This window comes from Streptomyces sp. Q2 (genome assembly GCF_056820935.1).
This window is the reverse complement of sequence record NZ_JBXEJE010000016.1, coordinates 153,664-171,531: the sequence shown is the minus strand read 5'-3', so window position 1 is coordinate 171,531 and position 17,868 is coordinate 153,664. Positions and strand designations below refer to the sequence as shown.

Sequence of the window (17,868 nt, the reverse complement as noted above, 5' to 3'; positions counted from 1 at the left end):
GGCCGATAACAGAAATTCGCCCGGCAGAAAGCGCCTGCTCCAGTCTCGTCGAACCCGTTGACCTCTTGGTTGCACACCCATACCTTTTCGGCGTTCGTAATGACAGATGTCGTTCGGAATTCCGAACATCTCGTACCCCCCGCGAGAGGCAGTTTGCATGAGCCGCGACAACGACCTGCCGGAAGACCCCCACCGCAGACTGCTGCTGAAGGGTGCCCTGGCCGCGGGCGCCCTGGCGGCGGCCGCCCCAGGTGTCGCCCACGCCGCCCCGACCCCGAAAGCAGTCCCGTACGTGAACCCGCTCGTCCGCAACCGCGCCGACCCGCACATCCACCGCCACTCCGACGGCCACTACTACTTCACGGCGACCGCACCCGAGTACGACCGGATCATCCTGCGCCGCTCCCGCACGCTGAACGGTCTCGCGACCGCCGCCGAGTCCGTGATCTGGACCAGGCACACGACCGGCGACATGGGCGCGCACATCTGGGCGCCGGAGATCCACCGCATCGGCGGCAAGTGGTACATCTACTTCGCCGCGGCGCCCGCGGAGCGCGTCTGGGACATCCGCATCTGGGTGCTGGAGAACGCCCACCGCGACCCGTTCAAGGGGACGTGGACCGAGCGCGGCCAGATCAAGACCGCCTGGGAGACCTTCTCCCTCGACGCCACCACCTTCACCCACCGGGGCAGCCGCTACCTCGCCTGGGCGCAGCACGAGCCGGACATGGGCAACAACACCGCCCTGTGGCTGTCGAAGATGGCGAACCCGTGGACCCTGACGGGCCCCCAAGTGCGCCTGTCCACCCCGGAGTACGACTGGGAGTGCATCGGCTACAAGGTCAACGAGGGCCCGTCGGTCATCGTCCGCAACGGCCGCCTGTTCATGACGTACTCCGCCGCCGCCACCGACTTCAACTACTGCATGGGTCTGCTGACCGCCGACGCGCACAGCGACCTGATGAACCCCGCGAGCTGGTCCAAGTCGCCGACCCCGGTCTTCACGAGCAACGACACGACCAAGCAGTACGGTCCCGGCCACAACTGCTTCACCGTCGCCGAGGACGGCCGCAGTGACGTCCTCGTCTACCACGCCCGCCAGTACAAGGAGATCGTCGGCGACCCGCTGAACGACCCCAACCGCCACACCCGCGTCCAGAAGCTCGGCTGGAAGGCCGACGGCACCCCCGACTTCGGCATCCCCGTGGCGGACACGGCGCCGGCCGCCTCCGCCGAACCGGTCAAGGAGAGTGTGTGAGATGAGACGTGCCTACGCGGCCCTGTTCGCCCTCTGTCTCGCGCTGCTCGGCGCCCTGGCCACCGCCGGACCCGCCCAGGCCGCACCCCAGACCATCACCAACGGCACCCAGTTCACGGACACGTCGGGCAACCCCGTGCACGCCCACGGCGGCGGGGTCCTCAAGGTCGGCTCCTACTACTACTGGTTCGGCGAGAACCGCAACGCCGACAACACCTTCCGGTACGTGGACGCGTACCGCTCCAGCGACCTGAAGAACTGGGAGTTCCGGGGCCACGTCCTGACCGAGGCCACCGACCCCGAGCTGGCCACCGCCAACATCGAGCGGCCCAAGGTCATGTACAACGCGTCCACCGGCAAGTTCGTGATGTGGATGCACAAGGAGAACGGCACCGACTACAGCGAGGCCCGCGCCGCCGTCGCCGTCTCCGACACCGTCGACGGCAACTACGCCTGGCGGGGCAGCTTCCGCCCGCTCGGCCAGCACATGTCCCGCGACATCACGGTCTTCGTGGACACCGACGGCGCCGGCTACATGGTCTCCGCCGCCCGCGAGAACTACGATCTGCAGATCTACCGGCTCACCGCCGACTACACCGGCATCGCGAGCCTGGTCGCCGACCCCTGGCACGGCGGCCACCGCGAGGCGCCCGCCCTGTTCAAGCGGGGCAACGTCTACTTCATGCTGACCTCGGGCGCGACCGGCTGGAACCCCAACCAGCAGCAGTACGCGACCGCCACCAGCATCGCCGGGCCCTGGTCGGCGATGACCAACGTCGGCGACTCGACGACGTACGGCTCGCAGACCGCGTTCGTCCTGCCCGTGCAGGGCACTTCGGGCACCTCGTACCTCTACCTGGGCGACCGCTGGGGCAACGCCTTCGGCGGGACCGTCAACGACTCCCGGTACGTGTGGCTGCCGCTGAGCTTCCCCAGCTCGACCTCGATGTCCATGTCCTGGTCCCCGGAGGTCACCGTCGACACGGCCGCCGGCACGGTCAGCGGCACGAGCGCCACGTACAACACGCTGATCGCCCGGCACTCGTCCAGGTGTGCCGACGTGACGAGCCAGTCGCTGTGGCAGGGCGCCCAGATCAAGCAGTACGACTGCAACGGCGGCAACAACCAGAGGTACTGGTTCAAGCCGCTCTCCGGTGGCTACTACCAGCTGATGGTCAGGAGCAGTTCCCTGTGCGTGCAGGAGAACGCGAGCACGGTCACGCAGGAGAACTGCAACGCCTCCGCGACCAGCCAGCAGTGGTCGCTGACCACCAGCGGCTCGTACGTCACCATCAAGGCCCGCACGAGCGGCGAGTGCCTGGACGTGAACGGCGCGTCCACCGCCAACTCCGCCGCGGTGATCACGTACACCTGCAACGGAGCGACCAACCAGCAGTGGACGCGCGGTACATGACGGCCGATCAGGTCAGGCCAGCAGGTCGATCGCGTCGATCGCCGTGCCCGCACTGAGGTAGGACGTGCTCCCCGAACCGCTCGCCACGTAGATCTTCAGCGTGTTGTACGCGCCGGTGTCCGTCAGCCAGGCGGACGCCGGCACGCTGTAGGTGAACGTGTTGTTGTTGCCCCGGTACGAGCCCACGGTCAGCGACCGTGTGCTCGGCTGGGTGGGCGGCGAGGGGACGGCCGAGGTCCAGGTGTCGTTGATGACGACCTGCGGGCGGCCGTTCGCGTAGGCCGTCGTCACACCGATGCGCAGGGTGTGCGCGGCGGCGGCCTGGGCGGCCGTCAGCTTGAAGTAGACGATGATGCCGCTGTTGACGTCCTTCCACAGGTAGCAGGGGAAGGCCGAGGTCTCGGTGCCGCTGCCGATGACCACGTTGCCGGTCCAGGAGGCGGCCCGGACGTCGGACGGATGGGCGTACGTCATCAGGTCGGCGTTCTTGAAGCCGCTGGGCGTGCCGTTCCAGTCGTTGATGCGCCAGATCGCGCTCGCGTTGCTCGGGTCGTTCGAGGACGGGATCGCGATGGAGTTGAGGGTGGTCGTCCCGCCCGCGCTGACGCTCACCGAGCTGGTGTGAACGGCGAGTTCACCCTTGAAGACGGTCAGTGTGTACGTCCCCGGAAGGACACCGCCGATGGAGAAGTAGCCGTCCGACGACCGGGCCGAACCCCAGTACTGGGCAGCGGAGTTGGCGAGCCCGACCGTGTAGGCGTACGACGTGTTCCGCCCGGTGATGCCGACGCCCGCGACCTTGCCCCGGCCGCCCGACGCGACGTACCCGGAGATGCCGAGCGAGTCCGCCCACGACGTGGTGAGGGTGCCCGGGTACAGCGAGGAGGAGGGGGCGCCGCCGTCCGTGAAGGCGATGACGTAGGGGCCCTGGAGGCCGAAGCGCTGGGCCTCCGTCTGGTTCTCGCCGTAGTACAGGATCTCGTACAGGCCGCCGCCGTCCGCGCTCTGGTGGCGCAGGAGGGAACGGTAGAACGGGCCGCCGGAGGCCTTCTCGTGGTTGGAGCGCACGATGTACAGGCCGACGCTGCCGGTGGTCCAGCCGACGTAGTTGTAGTCGATGACCCGGGACTTCGTGTAGTGCTTCGAGCGGGTCTGGCCGTCGGACTTCGCGAAGACGTCCGAGGCCTCGATGGTGGTGGGCGCGTACGTGTAGGAGTCGGACTCGTCGTTGAGGAACTTGCCCGCGTTCACGCGCAGGATGTAGCGGGTCGCGCTGACCGAGGTGTCGGCCTTGTTGGTCCACAGATAGATGTTGTTCTCGCCGCTGCGGGCCGCGTAGTAGTGCTTCAGCGTGCCGTACGTGACCGAGATCAGGATCGTCGTACCGGACTGCTTGATGCTCACGGTGGAGGTGCCGAGGCCGGACTCGATGTGCGAGTTCTTGCCGCCGTAGCCCTGGTACTGCGTGCCGCGGTAGACCAGCGAGGTCAGGTCGCCGTTGGTCTTGCTGACCTTGAAGACCAGGTTGGCGCCGGTGTCGACGACGTAGTTGGATCCGTCGTCGGTGTAGCCGAAGGTCGCGGCGGACGCGGTCTGCGCGAGCGGGCCGGCGAGGGCGGCCGTACCGGCGGCGGCCGCGGCGGAGAGGACGAAGGTACGGCGTGGGACCGGTCTGTTGTTCGCGGTTTTGGACATGGGGGTGCCTCCTTCGGGAGGTGTGGGGGTCGGGTGCCGGGGCCTGCCCGGCGGATCCTGGTTGGCAGAGTGACAGTTGAATCGATTTCGCGAAAGGGCTTTCACTGCTGCCGAGTTGGCGATTATGTGAAAACGATCCAAGGACTAGAAAGCGCTTGCCAAGAGCGGTACGGTCCAGCCGCCAGGCCTTGTCGCCCTGTCGCAGGACCGTCGGAGGAGCCGTATGAGACGTTTCAACCTCGCCGTGCTGGCGGCGCTGACCCTGAGCGCCGCAGTGACCGCCGTACCCGCCCAGGCGCACGGCGGTCAGCGCCCGCTGGGTATCGACAACTGCACCGCCACCGCCTGCCACTTCGACCTCCCGCCGGGCACCTACGACGTGTTGGTCCTCCTCGGCGGCGACGCCGGGTCGAGCACGAGCATCGCCGGCGAGACCCGGCGTTCCCTGCTCCCGGAGACCGCCGTCGACGCCGGTGAGCGGGTCGCCCGCAGCTTCACCGTGAACGTCCGCACCCCCGAGGGCGAGCCGACCGGCCCCGCGGGCACCCCCGGCCTGGACCTCGTCCTCGGCGGTACGGCCCCCGCGCTCGCCGACATCAAGGTCACCCCGGCCCGGCACGCCCGCCAGATCTTCCTGGTCGGCGACTCCACGGTCTGCGACCAGCCCGGCGACCCGTACTCCGGCTGGGGCCAGCAACTGCCCCAGTACCTCCGCAAGGGCGTGTCCGTCGCCAACTACGCCGATTCCGGCGAGAGTACGGTGACGTATCTGGGGAACCCCCAGTTGTGGGCCACCGTCCAGCCGCAGATCCGCCGCGGTGACCTGGTCATGATCCAGCTCGCCCACAACGACAAGACGACCGACGAGGCGACCTACCGGGCGAACCTGGAGACACTCGTGGCGGGCGTGCGGGAGAAGGGTGGCAAGCCGGTCCTCGTCACCCCGATCGTGCGCCGCTGGTTCAACTCCGACGGCACCCTGAACAACGGGACCGCACTCCTGGTCAACGGACTCGGCGTGAACCACCCCGAGGTCGTCCGCTCGGTCGCCGCCGCCGAGGACGTCGCGCTGATCGACCTGACGGCGAAGACGAAGGCGGTCGTGGAGTCGCTGGGAGTCGAGGGCTCCAAGGCGCTGTACCTCTACAACGAGAAACGGGACAACACGCACACCTCCGCCCACGGCGCGACCGTGTACGCGGAACTGGTCCGTGACGAACTCGTCGCCCAGCATCTGGTGCCCGAGGGCCTGGTGCGGGTGTCATAGACCCCTGGGGCGCTCCGACCGGAACCGGGGCGCCCCAGGCTCAGGCCGATCCGAACCACGAACCAGCACATCCCGCACGAAAGAGACCCATGCAGCTGCCTCCCCACGACCGCACCCTCAGCCCGCTCACCGGCTGCACCCGCGCCCACTGGGAGGCGGCGGCGGACGCCCTGCTCGCGGCCGTCGAGCCGTACGCCAGCGAGGACCGCGCCCTCTACCACTTCCCCGGCGACCACCAGAGCTGGTCGGGGCGGCTCTCCGACGGCCTGGAAGGCTATGCCCGCACGCTGCTGCTGGCTGCCTTCCGCCGTGACGAGACCGCCCTCGAACGCTACGCCGACGGGCTCGCCGCGGGCGTGTCGGGCGTCTGGCCCCGCATCGAGGACCGCGGTCAGCCGCTCGTCGAGGCCGCGTCGATCGCCCTCGCGCTCAGGCTGACCCGGCCGCTGCTGTGGGACCGCCTCGACGAGGGCGTGCGCCAGCGGGCGGCGGCCTGGCTCGGCGACGCGCTCACCGCCGAGGCCTGGCCCTGCAACTGGGAGCTGTTCCCCGTCACGGTCGGCGGCTTCCTCCAGGAGATCGGCCACGAGCCCGACGCCTCCCGCAAGGCGATCGACAACGGCCTGGAACGCATCGAGCAGTGGTACGTCGCCGACGGCTGGTACACCGACGGCGACGGCCGCAAGTTCGACTACTACAACGGCTGGGCCATGCACCTCTACCCGGTGCTGCACGCCTGGCTCGCGGACGACGACCGGCTCCTGGACCTCTACGGCGGCCGCCTGGAACGCCACCTCGCCGACTACGCCCGCCTGTTCGGCGGCGACGGCGCCCCGATGCACCAGGGCCGCTCCCTGACCTACCGCTTCGCGACGACCGCCCCGCTGTGGCTCGGCGCGATGACCGGCCGTACGCCGCTGGCACCGGGGCAGACGCGGCGGCTGGCCTCCGGGGCGCTGACGTACTTCCTGGACCGGGGCGCGGTCGACTCGCGCGGCCTGCTCACCCTCGGCTGGCACGGATCCGACCCGTCCGTCCTGCAGGGCTATTCGGGCCCCGCCTCCCCGTACTGGGCGAGCAAGGGCTTCCTCGGACTGCTCCTGCCGCCGGACCACGAGGTGTGGACGGCCCCCGAAGAACCCGGCCCGGCTGAGCGTACCGACGCCGTGACGCCGATCGCCGCGCCCAACTGGCTTCTTCAGTCCACGAGTTCGGACGGGCTCGTCCGCCTCCACAACCACGGCAGCGAGGACGTCCGCTACGACCCGTACTACACGCGCCTCGCGTACTCCACGGTGACGACGCCTTCACCGTCGTACGACAACAGCGTGATCGTCGGCGGCGATCCGAGCCGTACCGGGATCGAGCCGCTGGGCCTGGGCGACGGCTGGGTGGCCTCGCGGCACACGGCGGGCGGGGGTGCGCGGGTGACCAGCGTGGTGCTCGCGCGCGGGGCGAGCGAGGTGCGAGCGCATCTCGTGTCGGGTGCGGCGCCGGGGACCGCCGTGCGGGTCACCGGGTGGGCGGCGGCCGACGGCCCGCGGGCCGAACTGCTGCCCGTGGCCGGCCTGGACGACGAGCTCACCGGTGTCACCGGGGACGGCGGCACCCTGTTCGTCGCGCTCGCCCGCCTCACCGCCGAGCCGGACCCCGCACCGCTGGCGGACACCGTGAGCGTGCGGGCGGACGGGGCGGGGGAGCTGACGGTCCGGTGGAGCGAGGGTCCCGAGACGCGGGTGCGGCTGGACGAGTCCTCGGTACGGGTCGAGTCCGGCCCGGCACGATGACGCCGTGACGTCGGCCGACCGCACCCGCCACGGGCCGTCCCGCACGGCCCGTGGCGGTCGTGCACCGAGGGGCGGACTGTGCCCCTACGGCGTGACGCGGGCGATCCTCAGGCTCGTCGAGGTCGGCGACGCGCCGGTGAGCGCGGTCGCGTAGCTCGGCGTCACCGGCACGTACGCCCAGGTCAGCGAGCCGTCCTTCTGTACGGCGATGTCACCGGTCAGCCGCGCCGCGACGACCTTGTCCGCGCTCTGGAACTTCCCGTTCCAGTCGATGAGCCGCAGATGCGTGCCCGTGAAGGTGCCCGTGCAGGTGCCGCTCGCGCACTTGGCGTTCTTCAAGGACTCCCAGGACAGCAGCAGACGGTCCTTGCCGTACGGGGCGAGGCGCACGTTGACGTGTTCGGTGCCCGGCGTCTCGGACAGGCGGATCGCCTTGCCGGCCGGGGTGTTGCGGTTCTTCAGGAAAGCGACGGTCACCTGGTGCGCGCCCGTCTTCGGCTTCACCGTCCAGCCGCGGCCGCTCGCGTCGTCCGGGTTCTTCGCGGCGGAGGCGGCGCCGCGCGAGGCGAAGGCGGTGGCGTAACGGCCCGTGGACGACTTCACGAGGTCGCCGGTACGGCCCGCGAACGTGCCGCCGCAGTAACCGGCCCAGCACTGCTCGCGCTGCACGACCGGAGCGTTGTCCGGGGCGCCGATCCCCGTCGAGACGAACAGCCCCGAACGCCAGTCGTCGAAGCAGAGGGAGGTGAAGGCGCCGGTCTTCTCCGGGTGCAGGGCGATGCCCTCGTTGTGGCTGCAGCCCCAGCTCCAACCACCGCTGAGCTTGGCACCCTTGGCGCTGACGTACGACAGCTTGTCGCCGAAGTGCCCGTCGGCGAAGCCCCCCGCGCCGTGCACGACGAAGTACGCGCCGTACTTGGTGCCGTTCCAGGAGAGCTGGCCGTCGAGGAGCGGGGCGGTGTCGTGGGAGGCGGTGGAGGTGAGCTTGGTGCGGAAGGTCTCCTTGGCGCCCGTGTAGCGGACGACGGCCGCCGCCGTCTCCTTCCACTTGTTGGTGTCGGCGACGCGGGTGAGGAGCGCGAAACCGTCGTTGTGTGCGACCAGACCGCCCACCTCCTTGGCGCCCTTCACCACCGTGTCCGCGCCCGAGCGCTTCCCGGCGGCCGTCAGCGGGGTGACGTGGATGCCGTCCGAGGCGGGCCAGGCGACGCGCAGGGTGCCGTTCGGGGCCGCCGCGGTCGCCGTCCGCGTCCACTCCCGGGTGTTGTTGTAACCGGACGACAGATAGGGGAACTTGGCCGGCAGGCTCACGGTCGTGGTGGTCACGGCGAGCGTCGGGGCGGCGGGCGTGGCGGCACCGGCCACGGCGTACCAGGCACCGACGAACGCACCGGCCGCGACGAGTCCGGCGAGGACGGGCTTGCGGGCGGCGCGGACCCGGCGGTGGCCGGCGGGGCGTCTTGCAGATGTCATGTCCGGCAGTCGCCGCCGGGCGGTCAAAGGTTGCCGCACGGGCCCGGTCGGCGCGAGGTGCCGCCGGAACACTTCGGCGGACACCGAACCGAGCCGCCCCTACCGTGGCGGACATGACCGCCTTCGCCGCACTCCACCACCTCACCGAGGAGCCGTTGCTGCTCCCCAACGCCTGGGACCACGCCTCCGCGACGGCGCTGGCCGCGCAGGGCTTCCGCGCGATCGGCACGACGAGCCTCGCCCTGGCCGCGGCCGTGGGTCTGCCCGACGGATCACCGGCCACCCGCGAACACACCCTCCAGCTCGCCCAGACCCTGGGCACGGAACCCTTCCTGCTCTCCGTGGACGCGGCGGACGGCTTCAGCGAGGACCCGGAGCGGGTGGCGGAACTGGCGCGCGAGCTGTCCGTGCTCGGGGCGGCAGGCATCAACCTGGAGGACGGCCTGGGTCCGGTGGCCCGGCACGCCCGGAAGATCGCCGCGGTGAAGTCCGCGGCCCCCGGCCTGTTCGTGAACGCCCGCACCGACACGTACTGGCTGGGCGACGGCGACCTCACGGACACCCTGACCCGCCTGGACGCCTACCAGCAGGCGGGCGCCGACGGCGTCTTCGTCCCCGGCCTGACCGACCCGGCCCGGATCGCCGCCCTGGTGAAGCGGCTGGCCGTGCCCCTCAACATCCTCTACTCACCCACCGGGCCGACCGTCCCCCACCTCACCGACCTCGGCGTACGCCGCGTCAGCCTCGGCTCACTGCTGTACCGGCGTGCGCTGGGCGCGGCGCTGGAGACGGTGACGGAGATCCGGGCGGGCCGTGCACCCCAGGGCGCGGCACCGTCGTACGCCGAGGTCGAGGGATGGGCGCGGCGGAGCAGGATCAGCGGGGCTTCGGCGCGACCGGAAGCAGGGTGTCCCTGAGCCGTGCGGCGAAGGCGGCGGGATGCTCCACGGTACCGAGGTGTCCGCCGGGGAACTCGACGAAGTCGCTCCCGGTCCGATCGGCGACGAACCTGGCGGTGCGGTGGAGGAGTTGACCGCGTGAATCGGCTCCGGCGGCGAGGGTGAGGCGTGCGGGAAGGGCCGCCAGGTCGGGAGTGTACGACGAGAACGGCACCAGGACATGGGCGAGGAAGACGGCCATCGGCCGGCCCAACTCCTCATCACGGGAAAGGGGTTGCCCCTGGGGAAGCTCACCTGCCTCCCGCCCCGCGAGCCTGGCGCCGAGCCGTGCCGCGGCGGCCTCGGGTCCCGCCGCACGATAGGTGTCGTACACCTCCCGGAACATGGCCCGCTGCCGATCCCCGTCCGGCAGCACTCCCACGCACGGCGGCTCGTGTGCGACGACGTGCCGCAGCCGCCGCGGATGCCGGGCGAGCAGGTCGAGGGCCGCGATCCCGCCCGAGCTGGTGCCGAGGACGTACGCGAACTCCCCCTCGGGCAACGTCCGCTGGAGCACGCGGTACGCCCCCTCGCTCCAGTCCTCCACCCGCTGGTCGTCGACGTGCCGGCCGAGGCGGCCGTGGGCGAGGCCGAGGGGGTCGTGGGTGACGACCGTGAAGTGCTCGGCGAGCACGTCCGTCATCGCGTCGAGCCCCATGGGGTGGCCGGCGCCGCCGGGGAGGACGAGCAGGACGGGCCCGTCGCCCCGGACGTCGTAGTGAAGTGGTTCCTCAGCCATGGCTCTTCTCCTCGCGGGGCCAGTGCGCGAGCGCGATGTGCAGGGCGTCGATCGCCCTGTCCCAGGAGGCCTGCACGGCGCGGGGGTGACCGAAGGCGCCGGCGGACTCCAGGGCGCAGTAGCCGTGGAAGGTGGCGCGCAGCAGCCGTACGGCGTCGGTGAGGTCGGGTTCGTCGAGACCGTAGGCGCGGAGCATGCCGTACGTGATCTCGGCGGTGCGGAGCATGGCGGCGGAGTCGGTGACGAGGGCCGGGTCGACGCGGCTCTGCGTGGCGGCGTACCGGCCCGGGTGCTGGAGGGCGTACTCCCGGTAGGCCCCGGCGAAGGCGGCCAGGGCGTCCTTCCCGGACCGTCCCGCCACGGCGGCGGCGATCCGGTCGATCATCTCGCCGCCGGCGAGGAGGGCGACGCGGGTGCGCAGGTCCCGCAGGTTCCTGACGTGCGAGTACAGGCTCGCGTCCTTGACGCCGAAGTGCCGGGCCAGGGCGGACAGCGTGACGTGCTCGAAACCGGCCTCGTCGGCCAGGTCGGCGGCGGCCGCGGTGATGCGGTCGGGGGTGAGCCCGGCTCGGGGCATGGGGGTACCTACCTCCCTTGGCTAGGGCAACTAGCTTATAGCCTAGTTGCCCTAGCTTTCGGGCGGGCGAACTACCTGGGCCGGCCTCAGCCGATCGGCGCGTACAGCACGCCGAGCTTGTCGATCTCGCCGCCCGCCCGGCCCGTGAAGCCGACGATCTGCCAGCCGGACGGGGCCGTGAAGGTCTTCGTGTCCGTGGTCGCCGTACCGGTGGACAGGGTGCGGCCCTTGTCGGTGGTGAACGCCGCCGAGAAGATCCTTGTACGTCCGTCCTTCTGACCCTGTGTCAGCTTCGCGGACGTGAGGTGCTCGCCGGCCGCGAGGGTCAGCGAGCCGGCCGTGCCACCCGTACCGCCGTGGGCGAGCGTCGTACCGCCGTCGTGGGTCAGGGCCACCGCGTCCAGGCGGGAACCGCCGCGGAGCGTCAGCGTGCGGGGGGACGGCGTCGCGGGCAGGTCGTCCGCGTCGTTGAAGGCCGTGCCGTGCGGGCCGCCGAAGAAGTCGCTCGCCTTGAGGGACGAGTTGAGGGTGTAGGAGAAGTCGACCGTGTGCGGGAAGTGGTCGGAGAGGTTGGCGCCCGCGGAGTCCAGGAAGGACGCCCACTCGTTGTTGTAGCGGGTGGCGTCCAGGGTCAGCAGGTCGCTGCCGCGGTAGAAGACCTTGTCGACGACCTCGCAGTCGTTGGTCGGCGCCGTCGTGGGGCACAGCAGCGCGTCGGCGCCCTGCGTCGGTGGCGTACCGCCCTTCACCAGCTTGACCCACGGGTCGGTCAGGCCGTTCTCCTCGGCCAGGGTGCGGATGTTGTCGCCCGTGCGCGTGTACCGGGTGTTCGTGTCGCCCATGACGATCACCGCGTTGCCCGCGGAGTTCGCCTGGATGAAGTCGGAGAGCTGCTTGATGTTGGCGCGGCGGGCGGCGTGCGCCTCGTCCGTGTCGTCGGCGTTGGTGTGGACGTTGTAGAGGTCCACGAAGACGCCCTCGGCGAGCCGCACCCGGGCCAGTGAGAAGCCCTTGGGTGTCAGGCAGTTGGTGCCCGTGCAGTCCTTCCACTTCACCCGCTCGAAGTCCTGGAAGGCGTAGTCCGAGAGGGTGTTGAGGCCGTCGCCGAAAGGCACACCCCCGCTGGTGGCGGTGCGGTACGGGTGGTTGTCGCCCGCGTAAAGGGCCGCGTGGTAGTTGAAGTCCTCCTGGACGTTCACGATGTCGTACGACGCCAGGCGCGGGGAGATCAGCGGGGTGTTCTTCTCCGGGTTGCCGGAGCTGATGCCCTCGGGGAGACCCGCGACGTTGTACGTCAGGACGTTGAACGAGCCGGTGGTGACCGCTGCCGCGGGCGTCGCGCCGCCGGCGGCCAGACCGGTCACGGCCAGGGCGGCGGCCGCGAGGGTGCCGATGAGTCGTCTCATGGGGGGTGTCTCTCCGGTGAGAGGAAGCGGGGGGTGAAAGATGAACGCTGCTCAGGTTCACCGGCGAACAGTGTGACGGGCAATGGCAGTTGGGGGAACAGTGAGGGACGAGGTGACGTGACGTGCCTCGGTCAGCCGTCCCGGTCCGCCGTTGATCTCCAGCCGGGCAGAGGTCCCGGCATGCCGGTCGCGCGATCACCGCACGCAAACGCCGCCGCCTTCCGGCGAGGCCCGCGGCGCACCGAGCCCGACCCTCGTCAGCTCTCCCGTGCGGGAAGCTCCGCCAAACCCGTCTCGCGCATGATCCGCTCGACCGTCTCGGGTGCCGGGCTCGCCGCGTCGACGACCGTCTCCACGGCATCGGGGAGGAGGTCGAGGGGGCGGTACCAGGAGCGCAGTTCCCGCTCGGTGATGTGGGCGAGGTCGGGCTTGGTGGCGTGCCGGGCGAGGGTTTCCTCGAACGGGACGTGCAGGTAGTAGCCGTGGGTGGGGCCGCGGTGGTCGGTGCGGAGGCGGGTGAGCATGTCGCCGTAGCGGTCGGCGTAGAGGATGCCCTCGATCACGACGTGGTAGCCGGCGTCGAGCGCATACCGGGCGACGGTGTCGATCAGACCGATGTTGGCCGCTCCCGGCCGGTCGTGCTCGCGCAGGACGACACGGCGCAGGTTGTCCTGGGCGACGAGGGCCAGACCCCGGCCGAAGCGGTCACGGATGCCGGTCGCCAGCGTCGACTTGCCCGAGGCGCTGTTCCCGCGCAGGACGATCAGCCGGGTTTCCTCGGTGCCCACGGTCATGGGGTCACCGTAGTGGGGACGGGCCGTGGCGGGGGGCGGAACCCGGTGGCCGCGGACGCACCCCGCTCGCGTCGCGCGTCGGGATGCGACCCGGTCGGCAGGCCCGTGTGCGGGCGAGGCGCGCGCTATTCACATGCGGGTCGTCGCAGGGCAGCCGTAAGGTTGCCGGGTCCAGGACGAGGGGAAGGGGCCGCGTGGCGTACGAGGCGCAGCGCGAGGGCGAACCGGGCAGCCCGGCTCCGGGCGTACGACGCACCGATCAGCGGGCCCCCGACGGCCGCCCGCTCTGGCGGCAACGGGACTTCGGGATCTTCTGGGTCGCGCAGACCCTCTCCGTCCTCGGGGACTCCTTCGCCCTCATCGCCCTGCCCCTGCTGGTCCTCCAGGCCACCGGCTCCCTGGCCCGGATGGGCCTGCTCACGGCGGTCGGCGGAGCCGCCTCGGTGCTGGCGGCCGTCTTCGCCGGGGCCCTGGTGGACCGGGTCGACCGCCGCCGGCTGCTCATCGTCTGCGACCTGGTGCGCATGGTGCTGTACGGCGTGATCCCGCTGGTGTGGCTGTTCGGCCCGCAGGTCTGGCTGCTGTATGCCGTCCTGCCACTGTGCGAGGCCGTCGGCATGCTGTTCGCGGTCGGCTACGTCACCGTCGTCCGCGGTCTGGTCGGCACCGCGCAGCTCACCGAGGCCAACGGCCGGCTGAACGCGACCGCCGCCGCGGCGGGCGTGCTCGGTCCGCTGTGCGCGGGCCTGGTGGCCGCGTGGTCCGGCCCGGCCGCCGCGGTGGGCGTGGACGCGGCCAGCTTCGGGGTGTCGGCCGCCTGCCTGCTCTTCGTACGGTTCGCCCCACGCTCCGGGGGCGACGGCGGCCCGGCCGGGAAGAGGAGCCTGTGGCAGGACCTGCGGACAGGAGCGTCCTTCCTGTACGGCCATCCGGTGCTGCGCTCCCTGACCGCCCTGCTCTTCGTCTTCAGCTTCCTCACCCTCGGCATGACCGACCTGGTCATCTACCACGTCAAGCACGACCTCGGTCACGACGACGCGGCGGTGGGCACCGTCATGGCCGTCGGCGCGCTCGGTACGATCACCGGCGCCCTGCTGGTGGCCCGGGTCCGCAGAGGGCTCGGGTTCGGGCCGACCTGGACCGGTGCGGTCGCGGTGTGCGGGCTGGCGTTCGCCGGACTGGGCTGGGCGCGGGAGGTGTCCGTCGTCGCGGCGCTGTGCGCGGCGTTCCTCGCCTGCGGCGGTATCGCGGGCACCTGCTCGATGTCACTGCGTCAGGAAGTCACCCCGGAACCGCTGCTGGGCCGCGTCACCTCCGTGTTCTGGACCCTGCAGTACTCCGCGGCCCCGATCGGGGCCGCGGTCCTGACCTGGGCGGCGGAACGGCGAGGCACCGCACCGGTCGCCCTGGTCGCCGGCGCCGCCTGCGTACTCATCGCGGTGGTCGCGCTGTTCACGCCGATTCGCCGGTCCGGATCGGCGAGAGAACCCGTCCCGTCAGCTCCTTCGCCCGGGTAGGCGGGCAGACGGCAGCGGGGCCAGGGCGAGCAGGACCGCCGTCACCGCGTACGCGATCCGGAACCCCTGGGGCCGGCTCCGGCGCGAGGTCCCGCCCCGCGGGCCGGAGAAGCAGATCGCCCCGGATGAGCCGCCCCTGAGTGAACCCGGCGCAGCAGGGCCCGGACCGGCCGCCGGTCCGGGCCCACTCGTGTACCGGCGGCCATCCAGCGGGTGAGTACGGCCGCCCCCGACGAACACGAGGCTCACCGCCGGGGGTGGACGTAAGCCGGAGCGGTGGCGGACGTCATCCGTTGACGCCCGCGTAGTGCCTCAGGCTCCACCGCCACAGCAGCCGCGCGCCCAGGTAGGCCAGCACGCCGAGGAGCGGGGAGGCCGCCGCCAGCCAGTACGGGACGCCGGTGTCGTGGCCGTGCCCGGTGAGGACGGCGGCCGGGAAGTACGCGACGAACGCGAGCGGAAGACCGTACGTCAGAAGGCCGCCCACCGCCTTGGGCAGCACGTTCAGCGGGTAGCTGCCGAAGGTGCCGAGGAGTTCCTCCAGCCAGCGGCCCCAGTAGTCGGCGGCCGGGAAGCGGAGGGAGGCGCAGGCGACCGCCGTGAACAGGGCCGCCTCCAGGAGCATGCCGCCCAGGATCGCGGCGATCAGGTACGAGACCCGGCCAGCCGTCCAGTCCAGGTGGCTGCGGCTGAGCGCGCCCGCCATCAGGCCCGCCGCCACCGTCAGGTCGCCGATCGCGTTGGTGGGGAAGAAGCGCAACTGCAGCTGACGGTGGACCGGCATCGGACGGACCAGGTAGACGTCGATCATGCCTTCCTGGATCTGCCGGCCGGAGCCGTGCACCCGGCCGAGGAACAGCACGAACAGCCCGTGCGCGAGCATCCGCGTCGCCGGGATCAGCAGTACCTCCGAGCTGTCCCAGCCGCCCATCCCGGTGAACCGGGTGAGCAGCACCGTCGCGAAGACGATCACCGACACCTGCCAGATCGCACCGATCGCGATCATCAGCAGGAACTCGGTGCGGTACTCCAACTGGGCACGGAAGTTGAGAAGCGTGACGCGCCACACGATCCGGACGGCGTTCACCGGCATCAACCTCCTTGGGACATGACACGAAGGGCGGCCCGCCGCCACAGGAAGCGGGTGAACAGGGTGAGCAGCACGACCCAGACCGCCTGGACCGCCAGCTGCCCGGCCGCGTCCGACAGCGGGATACGGCCGATGTACAGGGACAGCGGCACGCTCAGCGTCGCCTGGAAGGGCAGGAAGGCGCTCAACGTCACGAACCAGTCGGGGAAGAACCACAGCGGCGCGTACACCCCGGACAACAGGTTCTGCGCGAAGATCAGGATCAGCATCGCCGCGTTGTTGCGGACCGTCCAGAAGCACAGCTGGTCCAGGACCAGCATCACGTGGTACAGAACCAACTGGCCGAGCAGCAGGCTGAGCCCGAACACTCCCGCCACCGCCGCCGACCGGGGCGGTTCGATCACTTGGGCCGCGAGACAGACCGCGTATCCGCCCAGCGCCCACGCGAAGCCGTACAACTGCTCGCCGAGGGCGCGCAGGGCGTGGTAGCGCTGGGGCGGCAGCGGGCGCAGGTACCAGTAGATGATGGTGCCGAAGTGCATGTGCTGCAGCACGGTGTCCCGGCCCGCGTACTGGTCCAACTCCCGCAGCCGGGAGGCGAGTACGGCCAGCACGGCGTACGTGACCGCCTGGTCGCGGTCGAGTCCGGCGGTGGTGCCGGTGTGCGTGTACAGGCCGTGCCACAGGGACGCCACCAGCACCACCTGGACGGTCAGCCGGAGCAGTACGGCCGTCATCCGGGGCGGGGTGTGCAGTTCGCCGAGCGGGGTGACGCGGGTGGTGCGCCAGGCGTGCAGGACGGCCATCACGCCACCTCGGCGTGGACGTAGGCGGCCCGCATGACGTCCTCCAGGTCGGCCTCGTCGATGGCGATGCCGGTCACCTCGTACCGCTCGATGACCGCCTTCAACGCCTGGTGCACGGTGGGGGCGTCGGGGCCGTCGGGCCCGAACACCACCTCCGGTCCGTCGTGGCGCAGCACCGCGATCCCCGGCAGTGCCTTGACGTCCGTGTGCGGGCCGGCGAGGGTCGCCCGCACCTGCCAGGTCGAGCCGAACTTGCGGCGGATCTCGTCCAGGCTGCCGTCCAGGACCAGCCGGCCGTGGTTGATCAGGACGACCCGTTCGGCGAGCCGCTCGACCTCCGTCATGTCGTGCGTGGTCAGCAGGACCGTACGGCCGCGCTGCTCGACCTGGTGCCGCAGGAACTCCCGCACCTGTTCCTTGACCACCACGTCCATGCCGATGGTCGGCTCGTCGAGGAAGACGACCTGCGGGTCGTGCAGCAGGGCGGCGGCCAGGTCACTGCGGACGCGCTGTCCGAGGGAGAGATGGCGCACCCGGGTGTCCCAGAAGGACGACAGGTCGAGCAGGTCGTCGAACTCCTCGAGGCGGGCGGCGTGTTCGGCCTTCGGTACCTCGTAGATGTCCCTGAGGATCGCGAACGACTCGCGCACCGGAAGGTCCCACCACAGCTGGGTACGCTGTCCGAAGACCGCGCCGATGCTGCGGGCGTTGCGCTCGCGCTCCTCGTACGGCACCACGCCCGCGACCCGCGCCTCGCCGGCGGTGGGCGTGAGGATGCCGGTGAGCATCTTGATGGTGGTGGACTTGCCGGCGCCGTTCGGGCCGAGCAGGGCGAGGAGTTCGCCCGGGGCGACGTCGAAGGTGACGTCGGCGACGGCGTGCTTGGCGACCCGCTCGGGGTTGACCAGGGAGCGCACCGCGCCCGTGAATCCCGGGCGGCGGACGGTGGTGTGGAAGGTACGGGACAGACCGCGGACCTCGATGTTTCCGCTCACACTGTCAACTCCCTTGCTCTGGACGTGAGTGCGGCCGGTCGGCTGGAAAGGCCGACCGGCCGCGGGCACCTCACGACCGTCGCAGAATGTCGATCAATCGGTCAATGGATTA

At 70.8% G+C, this 17,868-nt stretch carries 15 protein-coding genes; 6 read left to right on the top strand and 9 right to left on the bottom strand.

Annotated features, from left to right (window positions below; genetic code table 11):
* The first annotated feature begins 157 nt into the window (after window positions 1-157).
* Both ACWBNA_RS19450 and ACWBNA_RS19445 read left to right on the top strand, forming a co-directional pair.
* Window positions 158-1,258: a glycoside hydrolase family 43 protein gene (locus ACWBNA_RS19450; protein WP_482705685.1), complete on the top strand. Its 1,101-nt coding sequence runs from the start codon at window positions 158-160 to the stop codon at window positions 1,256-1,258.
* A gap of 1 nt (window position 1,259) precedes the next feature.
* Complete coding sequence (locus tag ACWBNA_RS19445) at window positions 1,260-2,672, top strand: RICIN domain-containing protein (RefSeq protein ID WP_482705684.1); 1,413 nt, start codon at window positions 1,260-1,262, stop codon at window positions 2,670-2,672.
* 12 nt (window positions 2,673-2,684) lie between these two features.
* Here ACWBNA_RS19445 and ACWBNA_RS19440 read toward each other — a convergent pair whose 3' ends face one another.
* Window positions 2,685-4,367, bottom strand: coding sequence for a rhamnogalacturonan lyase B N-terminal domain-containing protein (locus tag ACWBNA_RS19440; protein ID WP_482705683.1), 1,683 nt, complete (start codon window positions 4,365-4,367; stop codon window positions 2,685-2,687).
* A gap of 223 nt (window positions 4,368-4,590) precedes the next feature.
* Between ACWBNA_RS19440 and ACWBNA_RS19435 the strand changes: the two genes are divergently transcribed.
* The gene (locus tag ACWBNA_RS19435) at window positions 4,591-5,634 is read left to right on the top strand and encodes a rhamnogalacturonan acetylesterase (protein ID WP_482705682.1); all 1,044 of its coding nucleotides are present in this window, start codon (window positions 4,591-4,593) and stop codon (window positions 5,632-5,634) included.
* A gap of 89 nt (window positions 5,635-5,723) precedes the next feature.
* A complete protein-coding gene (locus ACWBNA_RS19430) occupies window positions 5,724-7,421 on the top strand; it encodes a DUF2264 domain-containing protein (protein WP_482705681.1) in 1,698 nt (565 codons plus the stop codon).
* 84 nt (window positions 7,422-7,505) lie between these two features.
* On the opposite strand, the gene ACWBNA_RS19425 is transcribed toward ACWBNA_RS19430, so the two are convergent.
* Window positions 7,506-8,894 (bottom strand): hypothetical protein, encoded by a 1,389-nt coding sequence (locus tag ACWBNA_RS19425; RefSeq protein WP_482705680.1) that lies wholly within the window; start codon window positions 8,892-8,894, stop codon window positions 7,506-7,508.
* A 113-nt stretch (window positions 8,895-9,007) separates the two neighbouring features.
* Between ACWBNA_RS19425 and ACWBNA_RS19420 the strand changes: the two genes are divergently transcribed.
* Window positions 9,008-9,811 carry an isocitrate lyase/PEP mutase family protein gene (locus tag ACWBNA_RS19420; RefSeq protein ID WP_482705679.1) on the top strand — a complete coding sequence of 268 codons (804 nt, stop codon included), beginning with the start codon at window positions 9,008-9,010 and terminating at the stop codon, window positions 9,809-9,811.
* Here the strand turns inward: ACWBNA_RS19420 and ACWBNA_RS19415 are convergent.
* From ACWBNA_RS19415 to ACWBNA_RS19400, 4 genes are all read right to left on the bottom strand, one after another.
* On the bottom strand, window positions 9,771-10,571 hold the full coding sequence (locus ACWBNA_RS19415; protein WP_482705678.1) for an alpha/beta fold hydrolase: 801 nt from the start codon (window positions 10,569-10,571) through the stop codon (window positions 9,771-9,773). The genes ACWBNA_RS19420 and ACWBNA_RS19415 overlap by 41 nt on opposite strands.
* Window positions 10,564-11,148: a TetR/AcrR family transcriptional regulator gene (locus ACWBNA_RS19410; protein WP_482705677.1), complete on the bottom strand. Its 585-nt coding sequence runs from the start codon at window positions 11,146-11,148 to the stop codon at window positions 10,564-10,566. The genes ACWBNA_RS19415 and ACWBNA_RS19410 overlap by 8 nt, the downstream gene beginning before the upstream one ends.
* Window positions 11,149-11,234: 86 nt before the next feature.
* On the bottom strand, window positions 11,235-12,554 hold the full coding sequence (locus ACWBNA_RS19405) for a jacalin-like lectin (RefSeq protein ID WP_482705676.1): 1,320 nt from the start codon (window positions 12,552-12,554) through the stop codon (window positions 11,235-11,237).
* 257 nt (window positions 12,555-12,811) lie between these two features.
* A complete protein-coding gene (locus tag ACWBNA_RS19400; RefSeq protein ID WP_482705675.1) occupies window positions 12,812-13,348 on the bottom strand; it encodes a P-loop NTPase family protein in 537 nt (178 codons plus the stop codon).
* 194 nt (window positions 13,349-13,542) lie between these two features.
* Here ACWBNA_RS19400 and ACWBNA_RS19395 point away from each other — a divergent pair, with 194 nt between their 5' ends.
* Entirely contained in the window at window positions 13,543-14,865 is a 1,323-nt protein-coding gene (locus tag ACWBNA_RS19395) for an MFS transporter (RefSeq protein WP_482705674.1), read from the top strand.
* A 286-nt stretch (window positions 14,866-15,151) separates the two neighbouring features.
* Here ACWBNA_RS19395 and ACWBNA_RS19390 read toward each other — a convergent pair whose 3' ends face one another.
* Genes ACWBNA_RS19390 through ACWBNA_RS19380 form a run of 3 tightly spaced genes read right to left on the bottom strand, consistent with a single transcriptional unit; the run spans window position 15,152 to window position 17,756 of the window.
* Complete coding sequence (locus ACWBNA_RS19390) at window positions 15,152-15,958, bottom strand: ABC transporter permease (protein ID WP_482705673.1); 807 nt, start codon at window positions 15,956-15,958, stop codon at window positions 15,152-15,154.
* Entirely contained in the window at window positions 15,958-16,761 is an 804-nt protein-coding gene (locus ACWBNA_RS19385; RefSeq protein ID WP_482705672.1) for an ABC-2 family transporter protein, read from the bottom strand. Before ACWBNA_RS19385 ends, ACWBNA_RS19390 begins: the two co-directional genes overlap by 1 nt.
* Window positions 16,761-17,756: an ABC transporter ATP-binding protein gene (locus tag ACWBNA_RS19380; protein ID WP_482705671.1), complete on the bottom strand. Its 996-nt coding sequence runs from the start codon at window positions 17,754-17,756 to the stop codon at window positions 16,761-16,763. Before ACWBNA_RS19380 ends, ACWBNA_RS19385 begins: the two co-directional genes overlap by 1 nt.
* Between the last annotated feature and the right edge of the window lie 112 nt (window positions 17,757-17,868).

Coding starts and splice junctions, on each gene's coding strand:
- ACWBNA_RS19415 (WP_482705678.1), bottom strand. CDS start 10,571: ATGGCTGAGGAACCACTTCACTACGACGTCCGGGGCGACGGGCCCGTC.
- ACWBNA_RS19425 (WP_482705680.1), bottom strand. CDS start 8,894: ATGACATCTGCAAGACGCCCCGCCGGCCACCGCCGGGTCCGCGCCGCC.
- ACWBNA_RS19445 (WP_482705684.1), top strand. CDS start 1,260: ATGAGACGTGCCTACGCGGCCCTGTTCGCCCTCTGTCTCGCGCTGCTC.
- ACWBNA_RS19430 (WP_482705681.1), top strand. CDS start 5,724: ATGCAGCTGCCTCCCCACGACCGCACCCTCAGCCCGCTCACCGGCTGC.
- ACWBNA_RS19390 (WP_482705673.1), bottom strand. CDS start 15,958: ATGCCGGTGAACGCCGTCCGGATCGTGTGGCGCGTCACGCTTCTCAAC.
- ACWBNA_RS19435 (WP_482705682.1), top strand. CDS start 4,591: ATGAGACGTTTCAACCTCGCCGTGCTGGCGGCGCTGACCCTGAGCGCC.
- ACWBNA_RS19450 (WP_482705685.1), top strand. CDS start 158: ATGAGCCGCGACAACGACCTGCCGGAAGACCCCCACCGCAGACTGCTG.
- ACWBNA_RS19410 (WP_482705677.1), bottom strand. CDS start 11,148: ATGCCCCGAGCCGGGCTCACCCCCGACCGCATCACCGCGGCCGCCGCC.
- ACWBNA_RS19405 (WP_482705676.1), bottom strand. CDS start 12,554: ATGAGACGACTCATCGGCACCCTCGCGGCCGCCGCCCTGGCCGTGACC.
- ACWBNA_RS19420 (WP_482705679.1), top strand. CDS start 9,008: ATGACCGCCTTCGCCGCACTCCACCACCTCACCGAGGAGCCGTTGCTG.
- ACWBNA_RS19440 (WP_482705683.1), bottom strand. CDS start 4,367: ATGTCCAAAACCGCGAACAACAGACCGGTCCCACGCCGTACCTTCGTC.
- ACWBNA_RS19385 (WP_482705672.1), bottom strand. CDS start 16,761: ATGGCCGTCCTGCACGCCTGGCGCACCACCCGCGTCACCCCGCTCGGC.
- ACWBNA_RS19400 (WP_482705675.1), bottom strand. CDS start 13,348: ATGACCGTGGGCACCGAGGAAACCCGGCTGATCGTCCTGCGCGGGAAC.